Source organism: Alphaproteobacteria bacterium (assembly GCA_030740435.1).
Taxonomy (GTDB): Bacteria; Pseudomonadota; Alphaproteobacteria; order UBA2966; family UBA2966.
Genome location: JASLXG010000228.1, coordinates 20,871 through 40,938, shown reverse-complemented (window position 1 = coordinate 40,938; position 20,068 = coordinate 20,871). Strand labels below are relative to the sequence as shown.

The window sequence follows — 20,068 nt, the reverse complement described above, 5'->3', positions numbered from 1 at the left end:
ATTATGCTATCTACCATTGCTATTCGGACAGAAGAGAAATTGGGAGAAGCACATAAGGCCTTAAAGCTACCTGTCCTCATTTTTCCCTTTTTAATAATAACCCAATTTCAGAGGGAAAGTTAGTGGTCATCCTGTGGTATTCGGATGTGGATAGTCTGACAAGTGTATTTTGGCCTAGATGTACCCACCCCCTTTTTTTCGACAGTGACGCACGAAGTCAACGAATCGGTCGGCCCAGGGGTTCCCCCCGACGTGCCGCAAGTGGACGTAGCCGGCCAGAAGGTTACCCACCACCAGGCCGTCGTGCTGGCCGTCGAAGCCGTGGCCGCGCAGCACCTGGTAGGCGAAGGGGATCTCGGGGTCGAGGTTCTCGAGCCGCGAATAATGAAACTCATGAGCCGGCAGGCTTTCGCCTGCTTTTCCTTGTAGCGGCCAAAGCCCGGCGCCGGTTTCGCGCAATCTTACGTAGCCCCGGCCCACGGGCCTGGGCGTCATAACCACATCGGCCGGCACGGCGCCGACCATCTGGCGGCGTTCTCCCTGCCAGGCGATGGAGCGCGCCAGGTACATCAGGCCGCCGCATTCGGCATAGGCCGGCAGGCCGGCCGCCAGGGCCTGGCGGATCGCTTGGCGCAAATCCGCGTTGGCTTCCAGCGCCGCCATCTGAGTTTCGGGAAAGCCGCCCGAGATAAATAGCCCGTCGCAGTCCGGCAGCACCGGGTCCGAGAGCGTATCGAAGGCGACGATCTCGGCCCCCGCCGCCTGCAGCGCCTCCAGATCGCCCGGGTAGTAAAATCCGAAGGCGGCATCGCGGGCCACGGCCAGGCGTACGTCGGGACTCCGACTCGTCGCCGCCAGCGCCAGCGCCGGAACTTCCACACTGCCCACACGGCGCAGCAAAAGATCGATATCGACGTGCTCGGAGACGTGCTCGGCGATGACCTCGATGCGGCGGTCGGGGCCGTCGGCTTCGTTGGTCGGCACCAGGCCGATGTGGCGCTCGACAATCTCGAGCTCGCGGTTGCGCTGCACGGCGCCCAGCACGGGCAGGTCGGTGTAGTGGTTGACGGCGGCGTGCAGCTTGCCCTCGTGGCGCTCGCCGCCGACTTTGTTCAGGATCACGCCGGCGATGGCCAGATCGGGCTCGAAAGCCTGGTAGCCGAGAATCAGCGGCGCCACGCCACGGGTGATGCCCTGGCAGTCGATGACCAGCACCACGGGCAGGCCGAGCAAGCGGGCGAGCGCCGCCGTGCTGTCGCCGCCGGCCGGGTCGATGCCGTCGTAAAGCCCCTTGCTGCCCTCGACGATGGCAACCTCGGCAGCCCCGGCAAAGCGCTGGAAATGAGCTTCGATCTCGGCCGCACCTTGGGTCCAGAAATCGAGATTGCGGCAGGGCCGGCCGGCGGCCCGGCCGAGCCACATGGGATCGATGTAGTCGGGGCCCTTCTTGAAGCTCTGGACAGCCAAGTCGCGGCCCGTCAGCGTCGCCGCCAGGCCCGTGGCGATGGTCGTCTTTCCCGAGGACTTGTGCGCCGCCGAGACCAGAAAAGCGATCATGGCTCGGCCGTCGCGGCCTCCGGCTCGGTCTCGGGTTCGGGGTCGGGCTCGGGCTCGGGCGCGCTGTCGGCCAGGCTTTCGGGCAATAGGCGCAGGAGCCCGAGGCCGAGCTGCACGATCAACAGCGCCAGCGCCAGACCGCCGATGCCCAGGCCGATCTCCAGGCCGCTGGGCGCGTAGCCCGAAACCACGCCATCGAAAAACGAGCTCGTCACTTGGCGTCCGGGAAACAGCAGCAGCGGAAACGCCTGGCCGCCGATGATGATGACGTAGACCTGCGCCAGCCCGCCGATGACCACCATCGGAGCGGCCGCCAGCAAGCGCCCGGACCAGGTGCCCAGACGATCGTTGAGCAGGATCAGCAGCGGCAGCACGCCGCCGATCAGCACTTGGCCCAGCCAAAAGAGCAGCGCAAAGACGCCGCCCTCGAGCAAGATAAAACGTTCGATGCCGGCGTGTTCGGCGGCATAGAGGTTGGTCAGGTGCTGCACGGTCGTGAAATAGAGCACCAGCGCCACGAAGATCGCCAGCAAGCGGCCCAGCCGGGCCAGCAGCGCCTCACCCAGCGGCCGGCCGTCGGCGGCACAGGCGACCAGCAGCACCAGCACGAAGATGGCCAGGCCGAAGGAGAACGACATGACGATGAAAAGCGGCGCCATGATGGCCGCGTCGTAGGCCTGACGGGCCACCAGAAAGCCGAAGATCGAGCCCGTACCGGTGGTCAGCACGAGGCGCCAGAGAAAGGCCACCAGCCCGGCCGGCTTGGCGACGCGGGCGAGGCGGGGCTCCAGCAGGAACCAGAGATAGAACCCGGCGATGCCGAGGAAACCGACATAGAGAAAAATATTCCAAGCGAAGATCGACCTGAAATTATAGCTCGTCATGGCCACCAGCAGGCGGTCGGGGCGGCCCAGATCGAGCACCAATACGGCCAGACCGCCGACCAGCAGGCCGATGGCCAGCAGCGCCGACAAGGGCGCCAAAGGTTTGTAAGGCGCACGCTGAAAAACCGAAGCGATGGAGGCCACGTTGAGGGCGCCCGAGGCGGCCACGATGAGGAAAACGGCGAAGACGTGCGGCATGCCCCAGACGATCTGGTTGTTCATGCCGGTGACCACATGGCCGGCGGTTTCCATCACCAAGGCACAGACCAAGCCGACCAACAGCAGCGCGCCCAACGCCAGGAAGACGATCCAGAAACCGCGGCTGGCGGGCAGTGTTTTGAAGGTGATGCCGGGCACCGCTCAGATCCCCCTGTAGACGACGCCCGGATCCAACCCCAGGTCGGCCCGGATGCGGCGGCCGGCGCGGGCCGTGAGCCGGCGCGAGATTTGGCTCGCGGGGTCCATGAGGTCGCCGAATAGCATGGCCCCGTGGGTCTCGGCGCAGGCCTCGACGCAGGCCGGCGTGCCGGCCCGGTCGACGCGGTGGACGCAGAAGGTGCAGCTTTCCACCGTGCCCATGCCGCGCGGGGCAAAGGACTTTTGGCCCCGCACCGGCTGGTGCACGAACGAGCGCGCCTTGTAGGGGCAGGCCATCATGCAATAGCGGCAACCGATGCAGATGTGCTTGTCGACCAGCACGATGCCGTCGGCACGGCGAAACGAGGCGCCGGTGGGGCAGACGTCGACGCAGGGTGGGTTGGCGCAGTGCTGGCACATGAGCGGCAGCGAAAAGCTGCCGTCCGAGGCGCCACCTGTGACCTTGACCTTGCGGATCCACTGGGCGTCGGTGGCCGGGCGGTCCCGGGGGCCTGATCCACCAAGGCCGTTCTCCTCGGCACAGGCGGCGACGCAGGCCTGGCAGTCGTCGGCGCACTTGGCAACATCGATCAACAGCCCCCAGCGCACCGCCGCCGAGGCCGCGACGCCAGCCGGCCTGGCCTGGGCCAACAGCGTCAGGCCGGGCGCCAGCGCCAAGGTGGCGAAGGCCGCACCGCCCTTGAGTAGGGTCCGCCGGGTCTTCACTGTGCCCTCCCCGCCCGCTGATCCGGCTTGGCCGAATGGCAATCGAAGCAATCGATGCGCACGGCGGCATAGCCGTGGCAGGACTGGCAGAAATGCCGCGGGTCGTCGTAGCCCACGGGCTGGGCATGGGCGTCCTTGACGGCGTGGCAGTCGAGACAGCCGGCCAGGCTATACTTGCCGCCTCGGATGCCCAGACGCAGGGTCTGGTCGCGCTGGCGCCTAAGCTCGTCGCCGTGGAAGCGGCGCATGTAATCCACCTCGGCGACACAGGCCTCGCCCCGGCCGCGCGGCGGCTCGGGCCGCGGCACCCTTTCGCCGGCCGCTGCCGGCAGGACCAGCAGCAGCACGAAAAGCCAGGCGCCGAGCCGCAGCGGCATGATTACTCCCCCAGCCCCATCTGAATGTAACCCGAGGGGCAGACGTCGGCGCAGATGTGGCAGCCGATGCAGCGCGAATAGTCGGTGTAGACGTAGCGCCCCATGGTGCTCTCGCCGCGCTTCGAGCGCTTGACCGCGACCTGGGGGCAGAAGACGACGCAGTTGTCGCATTCGAAGCACATGCCGCAGCTCATGCAGCGCTCGGCCTCGGCCTTGACGGCGGCTTCGTCAAGGCCGCTGATGCGTTCGGAGAAATGGCCGAGAACGGCCTCGGTGCCGATCTCGATCTCGCTACGCCGGTTGCGCGGCACCGTGTCCCAGTGGCCGAGAAAGAGCTGGTCGGCCGGGATGATCTCCTGGAACGAGCGGTTCTCGTAATTGTGCACGGCGAAATTGGCGGCGTCGGTACCGCGCACCTCGCCGGGCTCGAAAGCCTCGGGCTCGAGCTGGCCCTCGTGCAGTTTCTGCAAAAGATCGAAGTGCCGCACCTCGACCTTGGGCCGGCGCCCCACTTCTTCGCCTTGCAAGTAGCGCTCGATGCTCTCGACGGCCACCGTGGCCTGGCCCACGGCGGTGGTCAAAAGGTGGGGATTGACGATGTCGCCGGCGACGAAGTAACCGGGCTTATCGGGCACCTGGAAGTTCTTGTCGGCATCGACCAGGCCGCGCTCGTTGGCCAGACCCTCCATGCCGCGAAAGTCGCCGACCTGGCCCAGCGCCGGCACGATCAGATCGCAGGGGATGTCGAACTCGGAGCCCTCCTTGGCCGTCATTTTCTTATTGTCTTCCCACTCCACTTCGATGACGCGCAGCGCCGTGGCCCGGCCGTCGGGGCCCAGCACCGCCTCGACCGGGGCCAGGCAGGTGCGGATCTCGACGCCTTCCTGGCGCACGTGCTCGATCTCCATCTTGGCCGCCGGGGCGCGCTCAATGGGGCGGCGGTAAACGATGGTGACCTCGGCGCCCTGGCGCTTGGCCACGGTGGCCACGTCGTGGGCCGTGTGGCCCATGATGACGTGCTCGACGCGGTCTTTCTCGGCCACGTTTTCGATGTGGCCGATGCGGCGCGCCACCGCCGCCACGTCCATGGCGGTGTCGCCGCCGCCGATCACCAGCACCCGCTGGGCGGCGTGCATCAGGCGGTTCTCGTTGAAGGCGGCAAGGAACGAGATCCCGGAGATGACGTTGGGCGCCTCGCCGCCCGGCACCGGCAGCGCCGTGCCGGCCTGGGCGCCGATGGCCACCAGGATGGCGTCATAGTCGTTCTCGATGGTCTCCAGCGTGACGTCGACGCCGACCCGGGTTTGGAGACGGATCTCGACGCCCATATCGGTGATGCGCTTGATCTCGGCATCGATGACGTCGCGCGGCGTGCGGTAGCCGGGGATGCCATAGCGCATCATGCCGCCCAGGTCGGCGTGGTCGTCGAAGACGGTGCAGCCGTGGCCGCGGCGGCGCAACTGGTAGGCCGCCGCCAGGCCGGCCGGTCCGCCGCCGATGATGGCGACTTTCTTGCCCGTATCGGCGCCCGCCTCACCGAGCCCAAATCCGCGCTCGATGCCGCTGTCGCCGATGAAGTGCTCGACCGCATTGATGCCGACCTGTTCCTCGACCTCGTTGCGGTTGCAGCCGTCCTCGCAGGGCGCCGGGCAGACCCGGCCCATGATGGCGGGAAAGGGATTGGATGCGGTCAGGCGGCGGAAGGCGTATTCCTGCCAATCGCTGTCGTCATCTGATTCGGCGCCCGATTTTTCGATACCGCGCACGATCTGCAGCCAGCCGCGGATGTCCTCGCCGGCCGGGCAACTGCCCTGGCAGGGCGGCGTGCGGTGGACGTAGACGGGGCACTTGTGGGAATAGTCGGCAATGAAGATCTGCTCGTCCAGCGGCCCCGGCGCGTCGTCGCCGTCCTGGTAGCGCCGTGCCGTGCGGGCGGCGAGTTCCGTATCGACCTTGTCGTCCATGTCTTTCCTCGAATCTCGTGACTACTGTTCGCCACCAAGCTGGATGGCGTTCGAGAGCAGCTGATGCACGCCGACGATCATGTCCATGTCATGGCCGTAGTAGGGCAGCACCTTGCTGAACTGGCTCTTGCAGATGGCGCAAATGGCGGCCAAGTGGGTGACGCCGTGGTCTTCGATGACGCGCTGCAGGGCCTGCATGCGGGGGTAGGCGCCCTTGACGCGCAGCTCGGTCAGGTCGTCGGTCAAGAGGCCGCCGCCGCCGCCGCAGCAGTACGTGGCCTCGCCGATGGTCTCTTCGGCCATGTCGACGAAATTGTTGACCGAGGCGCGCAGGATGGCCCGAGGGATATGGAATTGCCCACCGGGCCAGCCGCCCATGCGCGAGGCTCTCGCCACGTTGCAGGAATCGTGAAAGGTCACGACCTTGTCGTCGTTGGCCTCGGGGTCGAGCTTCAGCGCACCGCGTTCGATAAGGTCATAAGTCATCTCGCAGATGTGCTGCGGCGCGGGAAAATCACGATCGAGGAAATCGAAAGGCCCGACCAGGGTGTTCCAGAAACTGTAGGCGACGCGCCAGGCATGGCCGCACTCTCCCACCACCAGGCGCTTGACGCCGAGCTCGAGGGCGGCATCGCGGATGCGCATGGCGACCTCTTGCATCTGGCGCTGCGAGCCGATGAACAGAGCAAAATTGGCGGCCTCGGAAGCAGCCGAGCTCAGCGTCCAGCTGATGCCGGCCTGGTGGAAGACCTTGGCGTAACCCATTAGGCCATCAACGTGGGGCTCGGAGAAGAAATCGGCGCTGGGCGTGATCACCAGCACGTCGGCGCCTTTCTCGTCCACCGGGATGCGCACGGCAACGCCGGTTTCGTCCTCGATGTCCTCTTCCAGGCCCTCCAGCGTGTCGACCAGCGCCGGTTGCGGAAGGCCCAGGTTGTTGCCGATCTTGTGCACCTTGGCGATGATCTCGTTGGAATATTTCTGGCCCAGGCCAATGCAATCCATGATCTCGCGAGCCGCCATGGAGATTTCGGCCGTGTCGATGCCGTAGGGGCAAAAGACGGAGCAGCGCCGGCACTGCGAGCACTGGTGGAAGTAACGGTACCAGTCGTCCAGCCGTTCGCGCGTCAGCTCGGCCGCTCCCACCAGCCCGGGCAACAGCTTGCCGGCAACGGTGAAATGGCGGCGATAGACCTGGCGCAACAGGTCCTGGCGCGCCACCGGCATGTTCAGGGGATCGCCGGTGCCGAGGAAATAGTGGCACTTGTCGGTGCAGGCGCCGCATTTCACGCAACTATCGAGAAAGACCCCGAGGCCGCGGTTTTCCTTAAGCAACTCGCCCAGGCGGACGATGGCCTTCTGCTGCCAGTCCTCGACCAGCTCGCCGGGAAAGCCCAGGGCCTCCTGGTGCTCGGCCGCCGCCACGAAGGGCTGGCTGTGGGCCATGGCACCGGACTCGATTTCCGGGGTCTCGATGAATTCGCCCACTTCGGGCGTCACGAAGTCGTTCATCGGACCGCCTCCGGGGCATGGCGCCGCTCGCGGGCATCGTCGGCCTGGTTGCGACTGGGGCTGAAAAACAGGCCGGGAATGTGCAATAGCTTGGAAAAGGGCAACACGGCCATCAGCAGCGCCACCAGGAAAAGATGCACCAGCAGCACCGGATCGGCCGGCAGCGGCTGCCAGTCGAAGCGCACCAGGCCCAGCGTGAAGGCCTTCAGCGCCACGATGTCGGTGCGTGCCACGTAGCGCATGAAAAGCCCGCTCACGCCAATGGCGATGATCAGCAGCAGCATCAGGTAATCCGATGGCGCGCTGATGAAACGCACCCGGGCCAGTACCAGGCGCCGGGCCAAGAGGCCGAGCAGCGCCAGCACCATGGCGAAGCCGGCGTATTCACCGAAAGGCTGCAGCCTGGTCAACAAAAACCCCACCGGCTCGACGAAATAGCGGCCATGGCGCAAAAGCGCCAGCAGCAGCGCCGCATGGAAGGCCCAGCCGAAGATCCACAGCCATTTGTTGGATTTGAACAGGCTCTCAAAGAGCACCACTTCGCGACCCAGCCTGAGCACCACCCCCGAGCGCCCCAGCGGCGCCGGCATGGTGGGGATCTTGAGCGGCGCCGGCGCCCGCCAGTAGGCCACGATCTTGCGCCCCAGCCCGGCCAGCAAAATCAAGGTGGCGGCATACAGCAGAAGTGCGAAAATAACCCCAAGTACCGTCATCGCACGCCCTCAACCGGAACCGCCTCTAACGGCGGCACCCAGCAACAACAAAAGGCCAGCGAGCTGGCTGGCTAGATGCAGCCGGTGGGCTTGGGCAGGCCGGCGATCTTGCAGGCCTGTTTGGCCGGGCCGTAGGGGAAGAGGGCATAGAGGTACTTGCTGTTCCCTTTGTCCTTGCCCAGCTTCTTGCCGATGGCCTTGGTCAGCACCCTGACCGCCGGCGCGATCTGGTATTCATCGTAATAATCGCGCAGGAAATTGACGACCTGCCAGTGATCCTCGGACATTTCGATCTTTTCGTCCTCGGCGATCAGGCCCGCCAATTCCTCGTTCCAGAGGCCGATGTCCTGCAGGTAGCCCTCCTCGTCAGCCTCGACGGTGGCGCCGTTGAGTTCGTAAGCCATGTTCCCCTTACCTCCTTCTTAGATTGCCCATTATAACCATGAATGAACGGCGGAATGCTCCGCCGCCAGATCGACGAAGCCCCCGTAGTCGACCACGGCGACGCCCTCGAGCAGGCGATCCTCGGCCAGGCCACGGGCGGCCAAGTCGGGACCCAGCACATAGACCTTAAGACGCCCCATGGCCTGGCCCAGAGGCCCGGCCGCGGCGCCGGCGCCATCGGCGGCATAGACGCCGTCCTCGATGAGCAAGACGGCGGCGCCGTCTTCGGCGAATTCGAGGCAGCGTTCCAGTGCCTTGCGTTCATAGGGCGACTTGTTGACGGTGTGCAGCATTGGCATGTCTTGATCCCTACATTTGGCCTAGGAACTCAGGACCACGTCCTGTTCGGCCATCAGCGCCCTGAGCGCCTCGGTCTCAAGGACCTCGACCGGCACCACCAGGTCGTCGGGCGAAAGCCCGCGTTCCTCCATCGAGCGCCGGCAGACGTAGAGCTTTTCCACGTCGTAGTCATCGAGCGCCCTGTAGGTGGGCGAGAAGTTCTTCATGTTGATGGCCTCGGTGTCCTGGTCCTTCTTGATCTGGTAAACGCCGTCGTCCATGAAGACGACACTGACGTCCTGGTCGAAGGCAGCCGCGATCAGTACCATCTCCAGGCATTCCAGGGCATAGATGGTGCCGTAGGGCGCCTTGCGGTTGACATAGAGGAAGCGCTTGACGACACCGCCTTCGCCTTCCTCCCAAGGTTCCGTTTCGCTCATCTTCCTCTCCCGCAAATCAAGTCAATCGCCGAAAACCACCAGGCGGTCGGCCTGGATGCCGGTCTCGATGAGCTGGCCCAGGCCCGAGATGCGGAAGCCGGCGGCCAGGATCTCCTCCTTGAGGCCGCGCCTCAGCGCCGCCGCCACGCAGACCACCAAGTCGAGATCGTGCTCGGCAGCCAGTTCCGACCACAACTTCATCAGGTTGCGGTCGTCGACCTGCGGCTCCATCAGCTTGTTCGAGGTGTTGACGCCGTCGTGAAAGAAAAACACACGGCTCACTTTGTGTCCCTTGGCCAGCGCCGCCTTGGCGAAATGGTAGGCCGTATCGGCAGCCTGGTGGGTAAACGGGCCTTCGTTGACGAGGATTCCGAAGTCCATGGAGGTTTCCTAACTAGAACCTGACATGAGCCGAGGCGTTGAGGCTGCCCCGGGCGCCGCGCCAGTCGTCGATGTGGTACTTGGTGAAGGGGATCTCGGTGAGCTCGAAAAAGCGTGGCCAGCCGATGCGTTCGATCCACTCGCCCAGGCGCTCCCAGTCACGGCCGTCGGCCTTGTAGGCGGCCAGGATGCGCTTGACGATGGCGGCGGCCTCGGGCCAGCGCGGCGGGTTGTTGACGATGCCGGCGGCCACCAGCTTGTGGAAGGTGGGCTTTGAGCGCGCATTGGAATGCTTGCCACCGACCCAGATCGCCAGCTTGGTGTGCTCGGGGTCGTTGATCTGCATGGGCGGACAGGGCGGATAGCAGGCGCCGCAGCACATGCACTTCTTCTCGTCGACCTCCAGCGAGGGCTTGCCGTTGACCAGGGCCGGACGGATCGCCGCCACCGGACAGCGCGCCACCACGGCCGGGCGCTCGCAGACACCGGCGATCAGGTCGTGGTTGATCTTGGGCGGCTTGGTGTGCTGGATGTTGAGGGCGATGTCGCCCTGGCCGCCGCAGTTGATCTGGCAGCACGAGGTGGTGAGGCGCACCCGGTTGGGCATCCCCTCGTTGCGGAACTCGTCGATGAGCTCGTCCATAATCGCCTTGGCCACACCCGAGCCGTCGGTGCCGGGAATGTCGCAGTGCAGCCAGCCCTGGGTGTGGTTGATCTGGGAGACCGAGTTGCCGGTGCCGCCGACGGGATAGCCGGCGCCTTCGAGCTCGTCGATCAGGGCCGCCACGCGGCCTTCCTCGGCCAGCATGAACTCGATGTTGCTGCGCGAGGTGAAGCGCACGTGGCCGTCGGCATATTGGTCGGCGATATCGCAAAGCTCGCGGATGCGGTGGACGTCGAGCTGGCGCGGCGTGCCGGCCCGCACGGTCCAGATCTGGTCGCCGGAGTGGGCCACGTGGTGCAGCACGCCGGGCCGGGGGCGGTCGTGCCAGGTCCAGTCGCCGTAATTCTTCTGCATCAGCGGGTGCATCAGCGGGAAGGGATCGGGAACGCCGCTTTCGATGGCTTCGCGGGGGGCTTCGGACATACCTCTCCCCTCCCCTACTCGGCCGCCTGGGCGCCACCGCGGCGCTGCTGCCATTTCTCGGCCTCTTCGTCCCAGTCGTCGGTGCGGACGTAGGAGTTGGTGCGCGGATGAACCACCATGTTGGGGTCGACCTCGAGGCCGATGCCGTCCAGGAAAGGCACCAAGCCGATACGGTCGATGCACTCGCCGATACGTTCGTGCTCGAGCGCGTTCTCGGCGAAGAAGTCGATGGTCTCCTCGGCCATCTCCTGCAGGCGCTCGAAATCCTCGTCCGTTTCCAGTGGCATGAAGGGCACTACCAGGCTGCCCATGAGGTCACCGATCTTGAGGGTGCGCTTGCCGCCGATGAGGATGGTGACGCCGCGTTTGGATCCTGGCTTGAGGGCCTTGGTGCAGACGTTGATGCAGTGCATGCAGCGCACGCAACTGCGGTTGTCGACGTCGAGCGAGTCGTCGTCGTTGAGGCTGAGCGCATTGGTCGGGCAGCGCGCGATGACGTTGTCGATGAAATACTTGCGCCCGGCCTTCTCGATGTAGGCCTGGATTTCGCCCTGGTCGACCTGCATGTCATCGGCCCAGGTGCCGATGACGGCGAAGTCGGAGCGTTGAATGGCGTTGACGCAGTCGTTGGCGCAGCCCGAGAACTTGAATTTGAACTTGTAGGGCAGCGCCGGGCGGTGCATTTCGTCGATCAGCCCGTTGATGATGTTGCGGTGCGCCCGCACCTCGTCGTAGCAGCTTTGTTCGCAGCGCGCGTGGCCGACGCAGCTCATGGAAGTGCGCAGCGCCGGACCGGCACCGCCCATGTCGAAGCCGAACTCGTTGAGCTCGTCGAAGGCCTCTTGCACTTTCTCCGTGGTGCAGCCCTGGAACATGATGTCGCCCGACTGGCCGTGCAGCGCGATCAGGCCTGAGCCGTGCTTCTCCCAGATGTCGCAAAGCTTGCGCAGCGTCGCCGTGTCGTAGTGCATGCCGGCCGGCGGCTGGATGCGAAGGGTGTGGAACTCGGCCGATTCGGGGTAGTCCTCGGCGATCTCGGAAAAGCGCGGGATGACGCCGCCGCCATAGCCGTAGACGCCGACCGTGCCGCCCTTCCAGAAACCCTTGCGCGTCTCGTAGGAACGCTCTAGCTGGCCCAGCAGATCGTTCATCATGCCGGCCTGGGGATTTTTCTCGTCACCGGCCAGGCGCTTGAGTCCGGTCACGAAGCTCGGCCAGGGACCGTCTTCGAGAACGTCCAGCATCGGTGTTTCGTGTTTCTTTTTCGCCACCCTTCAACTCCCTCCTCGCGCCTTGTATATTACATTATGCTAATATTATGGGAAGCGACAAGGCATAACAGTATTTTCCTAATTAGCCTGCGCCGCAACACGAGACGAAGCCATGCTTTACCTCAGCCATATAGTCAAGGCCCACAGCGACCTCGAGCACTTCGACGAACTCGCCGGCGTGGTCGCGGCGCTGGGCCGCCAGGGCATGATCCTGCTGACCATGGACGAACGCCCGCCCTACGCCGACACGCCGGAAAACCGGGAGTTCGTTCTGGAAAGCGCCTTCACGGAGCACGAGCGATGAGCGGGGGCTTCGAAAGCGCCGCGCCGCTAGCCACCATCGCTGCCCCTTACGGCCGCGAGATCCGCCTCGAGGATTTGGCGGCCGGCGAACTCAGGCTGTTGCGCCTGCGGCTGCGCGAAGGCCGGCGCCACACGGTGCTCGACATCGACGCCGAAACGGCGCGCGCGTGGGGCCAGGCCATGCTCGACTGGGCCGGAGATACGGACATTTGATAAAGTGCCGACGCTCGGTCGTGCCCAAGGGTTGATCACCAAGAGACGTTTCCCGCCGCCGCCGCCCGGGCGAGCCGGCAAATCATCACAGCAGAATGCCTCTGGCATCCGCTCGTAGAACCTTTCCGCTCACGTCATGAAACGAGGATGCAGGTCGGCGTGTCGCCAAGCGCGGTTATCGGGAAAATACCGATCCCCCTTTCCAGACGGTTTCCTTAACTTCAACCGCTCCAATTTCCTCGGCGGACAAATCTTCCAATGGGCGTTCGAGAACCACGAAATCCGCCCATTTCCCGACCGAGAGCGAGCCGCATTCCCTTTCCAGGTCCATCGAGCGGGCGCCGTTGAGGGTGAAGATGGGCAAGGCCTGAGCCAGGGAAATGGCTTGCTCGGCGCCGACGTTGCCGGCGAAGGTGCCGGTGGGGTCGCGACGGCTGATCATGCCGGCGAGGCCGATCCAGGGGTTGGCGTCGGGTGCCGCGGCGGGCCAATCCGAGCCGTAGGTGAGTTCGGCCCCGGCCGCCAGCAGGCTGGCGATGCGGTGGCAACGCTCTGTTCGCTCGTCTCCCAGAACGGCGCGTTGGCCCGCCGTCACGGGATTGGGAAACCAGATCTTCGGTGATACCTCGGCGACCACGTCCAGTTGCCGGAAGCGCGGGAGGTCGTTGTCGTGAATGAACGGGCAATGGGAGATCTCGTGACGCAAACCGCTGGGTCCGTTCTCCTGGCGGGCGGCTGCGATGGCGTCCAGGGCGGTTCTGACCGCAAAGTCGCCGACGGCGTGGATCTTGGTGACGAAGCCGCGGCGGTCGAGCTCGGCAACCGTCTCGGCCATTTCCGCCGGCGACATCAAAAGCGTGGCTAGAGGGTTGTGCAAATCGGCGTCATAGCCGCTTTCCGCCAGATAGGGATCAATGAATGAAGCGCTGTGGCTGGGGGCAACGCCATCCAGGAACAACTTGGCATAACCGGTCCTGAGGTTGGCGGATGCGTAGGCGCTGCGCCATTCCTCCAGCATGTCGTAGGTAACCTCGTCGGGCGAGAGCGGCGAGCTTTTGGTCAGATGGGCGGCCACGTGAAGGGTCAAATCACCCCGCTCGTCGGCCGCCTTGTAGGCCTGGAGATCGGGCTCGAAAGCCATGGGATCCTTCAGGGCCGTGACACCCAAGCCATTGAAATAGCGCACCAGGTGACGCGCGGCTTTCGCCAGCTGTGCCTCCGTGCGCTCGAGATGGCGCTTGATCGGCCGGCAGGCATTTTCCGAGAGTATGCCGTTGGGCTCCCCGGTGGCCGCATCGCGTTCCATGACCCCACCCGGCAGATCCGGGCTGTGGGCGGTCAGGCCGGCAATCTCCAGGGCCCGCGAATTGCACCACAGCGAGTGCTGCGTCACGTCGTTGAGCACCACAGGATGGGCCGGAGAGACCCGGTCCAGGACATCCCGCGGCCGCGATCCCATCTGCGCACGCATATCCGGGCGCCAGGGTCCGCCAAGCACGAATGCTCCAGCTGCCAATGAGGCGGTGCGCTCCGCCACCGCCTGCATCAGCTCGGCGAAACTCGCTTGATAGCCGACATAGACGTCGAACAGGTCCCGGCACGCCCCCCACAAGGCATGGGTATGGCTGTCGACCAGCCCCGGCATCAGGTAGCCGCCGCCCAGATCGTTGAGGCGCGTGCCCGGTCCCGCCAAGGCCCGGATATCCGCCTCTTCTCCGATGGCCAGTATGCGGCCTTCCTTGACGGCCATGGCCTTTGCCCGCGGGGCGCTGGGCTTGAGCGTTTCGATCCGCTCGGCGATCCAGATCTCATCTGCATGTGTCGTGGTCATGATTGCCCTGCCGAACAGTAGGATTCTTCAAGATTGGCCCAGGTTCGTTGACAAAGTCACCATATTCGTTGAATATGTCAATGATTTCCCTGGTCATACCGAAATTCAGAGGGAACATGACTATAGAGGCGTCCGCGAGCGATCCTGCCGCTGAGGCTGTTCATCCTCCAGCCCAGGATATCACCGAGCTGATGGTTTTCCGGCTGGCCCGGCTGGTCGCCATCAACGAGCGCGCAGGTCATCGCTGGTCGGAGCAGATGTTCGCTCTCCGTCTCAACGAATGGCGCGTCTTGGGCCTCGCCCGGGCCCTGGAACCCGTTCAGTTTCGTGAGATTGCCGGACGCCTGATCATGGACAAGGGGCAACTGAGCCGCATTGTCAAAGCGCTGGTGGAGCGTGGATTCCTTGATACGATGGTGGCCAGGGATGATGCCCGTTCGCTGGAAATCCACACCACCGAAGCAGGAAGGCAACTGCATGACAGAGTACTGCCATTCACAAAGCAAAGGAACGAAGCGGCTGTTGAAGTTCTGACCAGGGAAGAATACCTGGAATTCATGCGCGTTCTCGACAAACTGCTGGAACACAACGAAAGCCAGTTGCGCCAGAGCGAGTGGGACAAATGAGCGAGACTGCCTGGGGCTCATCTGCCGATAGGGCAAACTATCTTCCTATTCAGAGATTCGGGCGAATTTGCGCCGGCCTTTTCTCGCTCGTCATCATCGCCATCATCGCCTTTTTCGTCATCGACGAGGCCAACGCCCGTTTCGGCGCCATTGCCGTCAGTGCGGTCATCGTGCTGACGACGCAACCGGCGGCACTTCTGCCCGCCTTTTGGAGGGTTCGTTTTCTCGCCTGGGCCATGGATGCCCTGATCGTCGCGGCCTTCCTTTTTTCCGCCTACTGGTTCTTCCAGGTCAAGGAGGAGCTGTGGACCGGTTTCTATATGTCGACGCCGATGAACATTGCCGCGGCCCTGGCCGGCATGACGGCACTGGTGCTGTTGACCATCCGGGCCTGGGGCTGGTCGCTGGCGATCATGGCTCTCGTTTTCATTGCCTTCGGATTTGCCGGCCCTTGGCTGCCGGGGATTCTCGAGCATTTCGGCGTCAACATGCGCGATTTCATGCAAATCGTCTGGTATTCCTTCGATGGCGTATTCGGACGCATCACCGGGCTGGTCGCCGACAACGTCCTGATCTTCCTGATTTTCGGCGCCGTCCTCGAACGTACCGGCGCCGGCGAAAGCCTGATCCATATCTCGACGGCGCTGATGGCCCGCGTCCGGGGCGGCGCCGCCCACGCCGCCATCGTCGCCAGCGCCGTGTTCGGCATGATGAGCGGCAGCGTGGCGGCGAATATCGCCGGCACCGGCGTCTTTACCATCCCGATGATCAAGCGGCAGGGGTTCTCGGCCAACTTCGCCGGGGCGGTTGAGACCGCGGCCTCGTCGGGCGGTCAGCTGACGCCGCCGATCATGGCGGCGGCCGTCTTCGTCATGGCCGACCTCGTGGGCATGCCCTTTTCGCTGGTCATCGCGGCCGCCGCCCTGCCGGCGCTGTTCAAGTACATCGGCCTTTTTGCCCAAGTCTATGCCGAGGCCATCCGGCTTGACATCAAGACCCTGCCCGAGGACCAGATCCCGCAGCTCAGCGCGCGGGATTGGCTGGACTCCCTGCTGGTCGTGCTGCCCATAGCGATGCTGATGATCACCTTCATCATGGGCAAATCGCCGGCCACGGCGGGGCTTGTCGGTGTGTTGACGGCAATCGTCACGGGTTTCGTGCTCAATTCGGCCTTCCGCAACGATCCGATGCGTATCGTCAGGGCTCTTATCGAGGGCGGCAGATCGGCGGCCCAGATCATGCTGGCCGTTGGCGTAATCGGGATTGTTCTGGCGGTGGTGAACGAGACCGGCGTGGCCATTCGATTCGCCGGAGCGATCTCGGTCTTCGGCGAAGATTATCTGATTGTTGCCCTTGTCCTGGGGATGTTCGGGGCCCTGGTCCTGGGAATGGGCCTGCCGACGCTGCCCGCCTACCTGATCATCGCCATCATGATTGCGCCGGCCATAATCAAGGCCGGGGTATTGCCCTTGGCGGCGCACATGTTCGTGCTCTACTTCGCCGTCTACTCCTCGATCGTGCCGCCCATCGCCTACGGCTGCTTCGTCGCGGCCCCGATCGCCGGCGGCCATCCGCTGCAAACGGCTTTCATCGCGCTCAGGATCTCCATTGTCGGCTTGCTCGTGCCCTACGTCTTCGTCTACTCGCCGTCACTGCTGCTGGTGGCCGGCGAGTTCAGCTGGGCTGAGCTTGTCACCACCATCATTCGCCTGCTTGCCGCCACTTGGATGTTTGGCACGTCTCTCGGCGGTGCGGATCCGATCCTCGGTCGAATCGGACTCAGGCAGAGAGCGCTACGCTTCGTCGTCGGCTCCGCTGCCATGTTCCCCATCGCCGTGCTCTGGGTGCCAGCGGCTCTGTTGGCGCTGGTCATCGGCCTTTTTTCGTCGCGACTCATGCCGTCGTTTGTCGGCAATCGGAATTAACTGAAGGGAGGAAACCATGAAACACGTCATGACCACATCGCTCAGATTGGCTGCTGCCGGCATTCTGGCCGGGGGTTTGCTTACGACCGCCGCGGTAGCGGAAGTCTTCAAAGTCACCTCGATTGCACCCGGGATGTCGCCTTTTGTCGTCAACACGGCCATCTCGAAGGTCGTCAACAAGTACGTCGACGGGGTCGACTTCCAGGTCCGGGCGACCGGGGCGGCCACCAAGCACTTCGTCGACGCGGCCAAAGGTTCGGTCGATTTCCTGTTTGGCTCGCCGACCATCAACTGGCTGCTGGTCAACCACTTCGGCCCCTACAAGAAATTCACCAACGGTCCCGAGCTGGAAAAGCACATCGGCATGATCTTCTCGTATCAGATCGGCCCCTATCACTACGTGACCAGGGCCGATTCCGGGATCAAGACGCTTGCCGATCTCAAGGGCAAGAAGGTCTTTGCCGGTCCTCCCGGTGGCGCCGCCAAGGGCGTCGTGTTGCGGGCGCTCAAGCAGACGGTGGGTCTCACGGCCAAGGACATGGACGTGCAAAGCTTCGGCTTCGACGCCGCCATTCAGGCTTTCCAGGACGACAAGATCGACGTGATCGTGCTGCCCACCAATGTGCCTTCTCCATCCATCCAGCAATTCGCTCTGACGAAAAAGATCCGCATCCTCGATGTCAACGTCGACAAGATGAAGATCAACAAGGCCATCGGTGGCACGGTCAATACAATCCAGCCAGGGGCCTATGGCTCCAGTCAGGTCAACGACACGGCGACCAGAACACATGGTGCCGTGGTGAATTTCTCCGCCGGTATGCATGTCGACGCCGACGTCGTCTATCGGGTCACCAAAGCGATTTGGCAGCACCTCGGGGAGATACACGAAACCGCCCAGTGGATGCCCTCGACGATTACCCGCGAGCTGGGCCTCGAACTGGTCGCCAGCCGGCTGCACCCGGGCGCCGAGAGGTACTACAAGGAAAAGGGCTGGACGATTCCGGAACCGGTCGTTTTCAAGCCAAGGAAATAGCGGGTTGCAACCCCGAGACATGGGGGCCGGCGCATCCGTGCCGGCCCCCAATTACTAACGAAGCAAGCGACACGGAGCCCGCATAGGGTCCATTCCGGCCTCTCGAGGTGGCGGGCGGAAGTCGAAACAGCCAACATCAATTGTCAGCCCCTAATTTCGTCGCCGCCCGAAAAGCGAGCGAGGAAAAAGGGCCCGGCGATGGTGGCGAGCGCGACGATGGCGAAAGCGATCCCCCACGAGGCCACCACGTCGGCACCGCCGGCCAGGTCGAGCATGGCGCCGAAAGCTAGCGGCCCCATGAAGCCACCGCCGAAGCCGACGAAGGAATGCACGGCCATTGTGGCGCCACGCTGTTCGGGCCTGGCCGCCATCACCGTGCCGGCCGTCAGCGAGGCCGAATCGGCGGCGATCACGGCGCTGTAGAGGATGCAGAAGCCGACCAGCAGCGGAAACCACAGGGTAGCCGCAAAACCGATGCCGGCACCGCACAGAGCCGACACAACCATCACCACCGAGATAAAACGCCGCCGCCCGAAACGCCGCGCCCCTTCATTGCCCAGCACGCTGGCCGGCAGACCGACGACCGAGGCCACGGCACCGATCAGAGTGATGCTCCAGCCCAGCGCCGCCGCCGGCTGCAACGCGGCAGCGAAGGTCAGGAACGCCACCGTCCACGACATGGCGGCCATCATCTCGGCGGTATGCAGGGCATAGGCCAGCATGTAGCCGACGGCGGCGCGATTCCTGAAGACCGGCCGAAAATCGAGCAGCAGCGGCGCCTCGTGGTCGCGCACCACCGGCTTGGGCGCCGTCCCCAGCCAGACCAGCAGAAAAGCCACAAGCCCCCCCAGCGACGACACTCCGAAGGCCACCGGCCAGCCCCAAAGGGCGTCGATCTTACCGGCGAAATAGAAGCTCAGCGCGCCCCCGATGGCATAGCTGGCGGTATAGAAGGCGACGCCGCGCGAGGGATCGTCGGTCTCCAGCCGGTCGGTCAGCACCTTGAGCCCGGGCATGTAGCTGCCGGCGAAGCCAACGCCGTGCAGCGCCCGCAGCGCCAGCGCCGACCAGAAACCCTCGGCCAAGAAGCCGAAGGCGAGCAGCGATAGGAAGGAAAGCGCCGTCGAGCCCAGCACCACGAAGCGGGCGTCGATGCGGTCGGTGAGGCTGACCAGCACGATCACCGAGACCATGTAGCCACCGAAAAAGATGCCGTTGAGCCATCCTGCTTGGGTGCCCGAGAGCGACCACTCAGTGATGAAGCCGGGCAGCAGCGCCGGCAGCACCCCCATGCCCAAGAGCCCCGTGGCCTGGGTCAGGCACATCACCACGACAAGCGTGGTGCCCTGGGCGCGCGCTGGTGGCATGGCTTTTTCAAAATCCCCTAAAGAGCCGAGAGACTAGCGATCGCCGTTAGCGGGCGCCAGCAGCAGCCTTTCGAGAAAGCCGCGCGCCAGGTCATAAATGTCCTCGTCCTCGCTGGCCCGCGGGCCACCGACGTTCAAGAGCCGCACCCGGTGGCGGCGAAGCCAGGCGCTGGCCTGGCGCGGCCCCTGGTCAGCCGTGGGATCGACCACCAGGCGCGGCCGGGCGACACCGGCCTGGCTGGTCAGGATGGCGCTGCCGCCCCATCCCCCCTGCGGCCGATGGCGCGCCAGCACCAGCGTGGCGTCGCTGTCGCGCATGTTCCAAAGCGTGCGCTGAACCACCCGGGCCAGCGGCGTCTGGCGCAACGGATAGCGCGCATCGAGCGGCCCATCCTCGGCCCAACGCCCCCTCGGACACCAGCCGCCGCAGGGCATGCCGGCGGCCAGCGCCAGATCGAGGGCGGCCCGGTCGACGCCGGTTTGGCCGCCGCTGACCAGACCCTCCAGGCCGAGCCGGTGCCAGGGCTGACGTCGCAGATCCCTCCGAGCCATGGTAATTCCCCATCTAGCGCAAATAGATTACCCGCCATGGTCGACGAAGCCGAGCCTTCCGCCGGCAAAACGCCCGATCAAGCTGCACGGCGGTCGGAACGGAAAAAACCTTTGATTCTTTGTGCTTTTGGGATCGCGCTTGATATATATCAATGCAATAATCCGAAAGCTCCGGCATTATTCGCGAGCTTTACCCGCCGCCGGCCATCCGGCGGCGGGTAAACGA

22 protein-coding genes are annotated in these 20,068 nt (G+C 64.4%); 6 read left to right on the top strand and 16 right to left on the bottom strand.

The genetic code is table 11. The annotated features are described in order from the left end of the window. Positions 1-174: 174 nt before the first annotated feature. The 13 genes from QGG75_21490 to dsrA form a co-directional block, all read right to left on the bottom strand. A complete protein-coding gene (locus tag QGG75_21490) occupies positions 175-1,557 on the bottom strand; it encodes a cobyrinate a,c-diamide synthase (protein MDP6069802.1) in 1,383 nt (460 codons plus the stop codon). Beyond that, on the bottom strand, positions 1,554-2,798 hold the full coding sequence (gene nrfD / locus QGG75_21485) for a polysulfide reductase NrfD (protein MDP6069801.1): 1,245 nt from the start codon (positions 2,796-2,798) through the stop codon (positions 1,554-1,556). The genes QGG75_21490 and nrfD overlap by 4 nt, the downstream gene beginning before the upstream one ends. Positions 2,799-2,801: 3 nt before the next feature. Beyond that, positions 2,802-3,524, bottom strand: a complete 723-nt coding sequence (locus tag QGG75_21480) for a 4Fe-4S dicluster domain-containing protein (protein ID MDP6069800.1) — start codon at positions 3,522-3,524, stop codon at positions 2,802-2,804. Beyond that, positions 3,521-3,901 carry an Hdr-like menaquinol oxidoreductase cytochrome c subunit gene (locus QGG75_21475; GenBank protein MDP6069799.1) on the bottom strand — a complete coding sequence of 127 codons (381 nt, stop codon included), beginning with the start codon at positions 3,899-3,901 and terminating at the stop codon, positions 3,521-3,523. Before QGG75_21475 ends, QGG75_21480 begins: the two co-directional genes overlap by 4 nt. Before the next feature lie 2 nt (positions 3,902-3,903). Beyond that, positions 3,904-5,865: an NAD(P)-binding protein gene (locus QGG75_21470; GenBank protein ID MDP6069798.1), complete on the bottom strand. Its 1,962-nt coding sequence runs from the start codon at positions 5,863-5,865 to the stop codon at positions 3,904-3,906. A 21-nt stretch (positions 5,866-5,886) separates the two neighbouring features. Next, entirely contained in the window at positions 5,887-7,377 is a 1,491-nt protein-coding gene (locus QGG75_21465; GenBank protein ID MDP6069797.1) for a (Fe-S)-binding protein, read from the bottom strand. Beyond that, positions 7,374-8,090, bottom strand: coding sequence for a respiratory nitrate reductase subunit gamma (locus tag QGG75_21460; protein MDP6069796.1), 717 nt, complete (start codon positions 8,088-8,090; stop codon positions 7,374-7,376). Before QGG75_21460 ends, QGG75_21465 begins: the two co-directional genes overlap by 4 nt. A gap of 71 nt (positions 8,091-8,161) precedes the next feature. Beyond that, complete coding sequence (locus tag QGG75_21455; protein MDP6069795.1) at positions 8,162-8,494, bottom strand: TusE/DsrC/DsvC family sulfur relay protein; 333 nt, start codon at positions 8,492-8,494, stop codon at positions 8,162-8,164. A 30-nt stretch (positions 8,495-8,524) separates the two neighbouring features. Then, positions 8,525-8,833 carry a sulfurtransferase complex subunit TusB gene (tusB, locus tag QGG75_21450; GenBank protein ID MDP6069794.1) on the bottom strand — a complete coding sequence of 103 codons (309 nt, stop codon included), beginning with the start codon at positions 8,831-8,833 and terminating at the stop codon, positions 8,525-8,527. A 21-nt stretch (positions 8,834-8,854) separates the two neighbouring features. Next, complete coding sequence (tusC, locus tag QGG75_21445; protein ID MDP6069793.1) at positions 8,855-9,253, bottom strand: sulfurtransferase complex subunit TusC; 399 nt, start codon at positions 9,251-9,253, stop codon at positions 8,855-8,857. 21 nt (positions 9,254-9,274) lie between these two features. Continuing rightward, positions 9,275-9,634, bottom strand: a complete 360-nt coding sequence (gene tusD / locus QGG75_21440) for a sulfurtransferase complex subunit TusD (GenBank protein ID MDP6069792.1) — start codon at positions 9,632-9,634, stop codon at positions 9,275-9,277. A 13-nt stretch (positions 9,635-9,647) separates the two neighbouring features. Beyond that, positions 9,648-10,721, bottom strand: coding sequence for a dissimilatory-type sulfite reductase subunit beta (gene dsrB, locus QGG75_21435; GenBank protein MDP6069791.1), 1,074 nt, complete (start codon positions 10,719-10,721; stop codon positions 9,648-9,650). Between the two features lie 14 nt (positions 10,722-10,735). Further along, a complete protein-coding gene (dsrA, locus tag QGG75_21430; protein ID MDP6069790.1) occupies positions 10,736-11,965 on the bottom strand; it encodes a dissimilatory-type sulfite reductase subunit alpha in 1,230 nt (409 codons plus the stop codon). 139 nt (positions 11,966-12,104) lie between these two features. On the opposite strand from dsrA, the gene QGG75_21425 reads away from it, so the two are divergent. Beyond that, positions 12,105-12,296 carry a sulfur relay protein DsrC gene (locus QGG75_21425; GenBank protein ID MDP6069789.1) on the top strand — a complete coding sequence of 64 codons (192 nt, stop codon included), beginning with the start codon at positions 12,105-12,107 and terminating at the stop codon, positions 12,294-12,296. Further along, positions 12,293-12,508 (top strand): hypothetical protein, encoded by a 216-nt coding sequence (locus QGG75_21420; protein MDP6069788.1) that lies wholly within the window; start codon positions 12,293-12,295, stop codon positions 12,506-12,508. The genes QGG75_21425 and QGG75_21420 overlap by 4 nt, the downstream gene beginning before the upstream one ends. 175 nt (positions 12,509-12,683) lie before the next feature. On the opposite strand, the gene QGG75_21415 is transcribed toward QGG75_21420, so the two are convergent. Beyond that, positions 12,684-14,339, bottom strand: a complete 1,656-nt coding sequence (locus tag QGG75_21415) for an amidohydrolase (GenBank protein ID MDP6069787.1) — start codon at positions 14,337-14,339, stop codon at positions 12,684-12,686. A 116-nt stretch (positions 14,340-14,455) separates the two neighbouring features. Here QGG75_21415 and QGG75_21410 point away from each other — a divergent pair, with 116 nt between their 5' ends. From QGG75_21410 to QGG75_21400, 3 genes are read left to right on the top strand one after another with little or no spacing between them, the layout of a single operon-like run. Beyond that, a complete protein-coding gene (locus QGG75_21410; GenBank protein MDP6069786.1) occupies positions 14,456-14,965 on the top strand; it encodes a MarR family winged helix-turn-helix transcriptional regulator in 510 nt (169 codons plus the stop codon). Then, positions 14,962-16,890: a TRAP transporter fused permease subunit gene (locus tag QGG75_21405; protein ID MDP6069785.1), complete on the top strand. Its 1,929-nt coding sequence runs from the start codon at positions 14,962-14,964 to the stop codon at positions 16,888-16,890. The genes QGG75_21410 and QGG75_21405 overlap by 4 nt, the downstream gene beginning before the upstream one ends. A gap of 16 nt (positions 16,891-16,906) precedes the next feature. After that, a complete protein-coding gene (locus QGG75_21400; GenBank protein ID MDP6069784.1) occupies positions 16,907-17,923 on the top strand; it encodes a TAXI family TRAP transporter solute-binding subunit in 1,017 nt (338 codons plus the stop codon). Positions 17,924-18,066: 143 nt separating this feature from the next. Here the strand turns inward: QGG75_21400 and QGG75_21395 are convergent, their stop codons facing one another. Together QGG75_21395 and QGG75_21390 are read right to left on the bottom strand one after the other, a co-directional pair. Beyond that, the gene (locus QGG75_21395; GenBank protein ID MDP6069783.1) at positions 18,067-19,290 is read right to left on the bottom strand and encodes an MFS transporter; all 1,224 of its coding nucleotides are present in this window, start codon (positions 19,288-19,290) and stop codon (positions 18,067-18,069) included. A gap of 33 nt (positions 19,291-19,323) precedes the next feature. Further along, positions 19,324-19,842 (bottom strand): putative molybdenum carrier protein, encoded by a 519-nt coding sequence (locus QGG75_21390; GenBank protein ID MDP6069782.1) that lies wholly within the window; start codon positions 19,840-19,842, stop codon positions 19,324-19,326. A gap of 36 nt (positions 19,843-19,878) precedes the next feature. On the opposite strand from QGG75_21390, the gene QGG75_21385 reads away from it, so the two are divergent. Beyond that, positions 19,879-20,064, top strand: a complete 186-nt coding sequence (locus QGG75_21385) for a hypothetical protein (GenBank protein MDP6069781.1) — start codon at positions 19,879-19,881, stop codon at positions 20,062-20,064. The last annotated feature ends 4 nt before the right edge of the window (positions 20,065-20,068 follow it).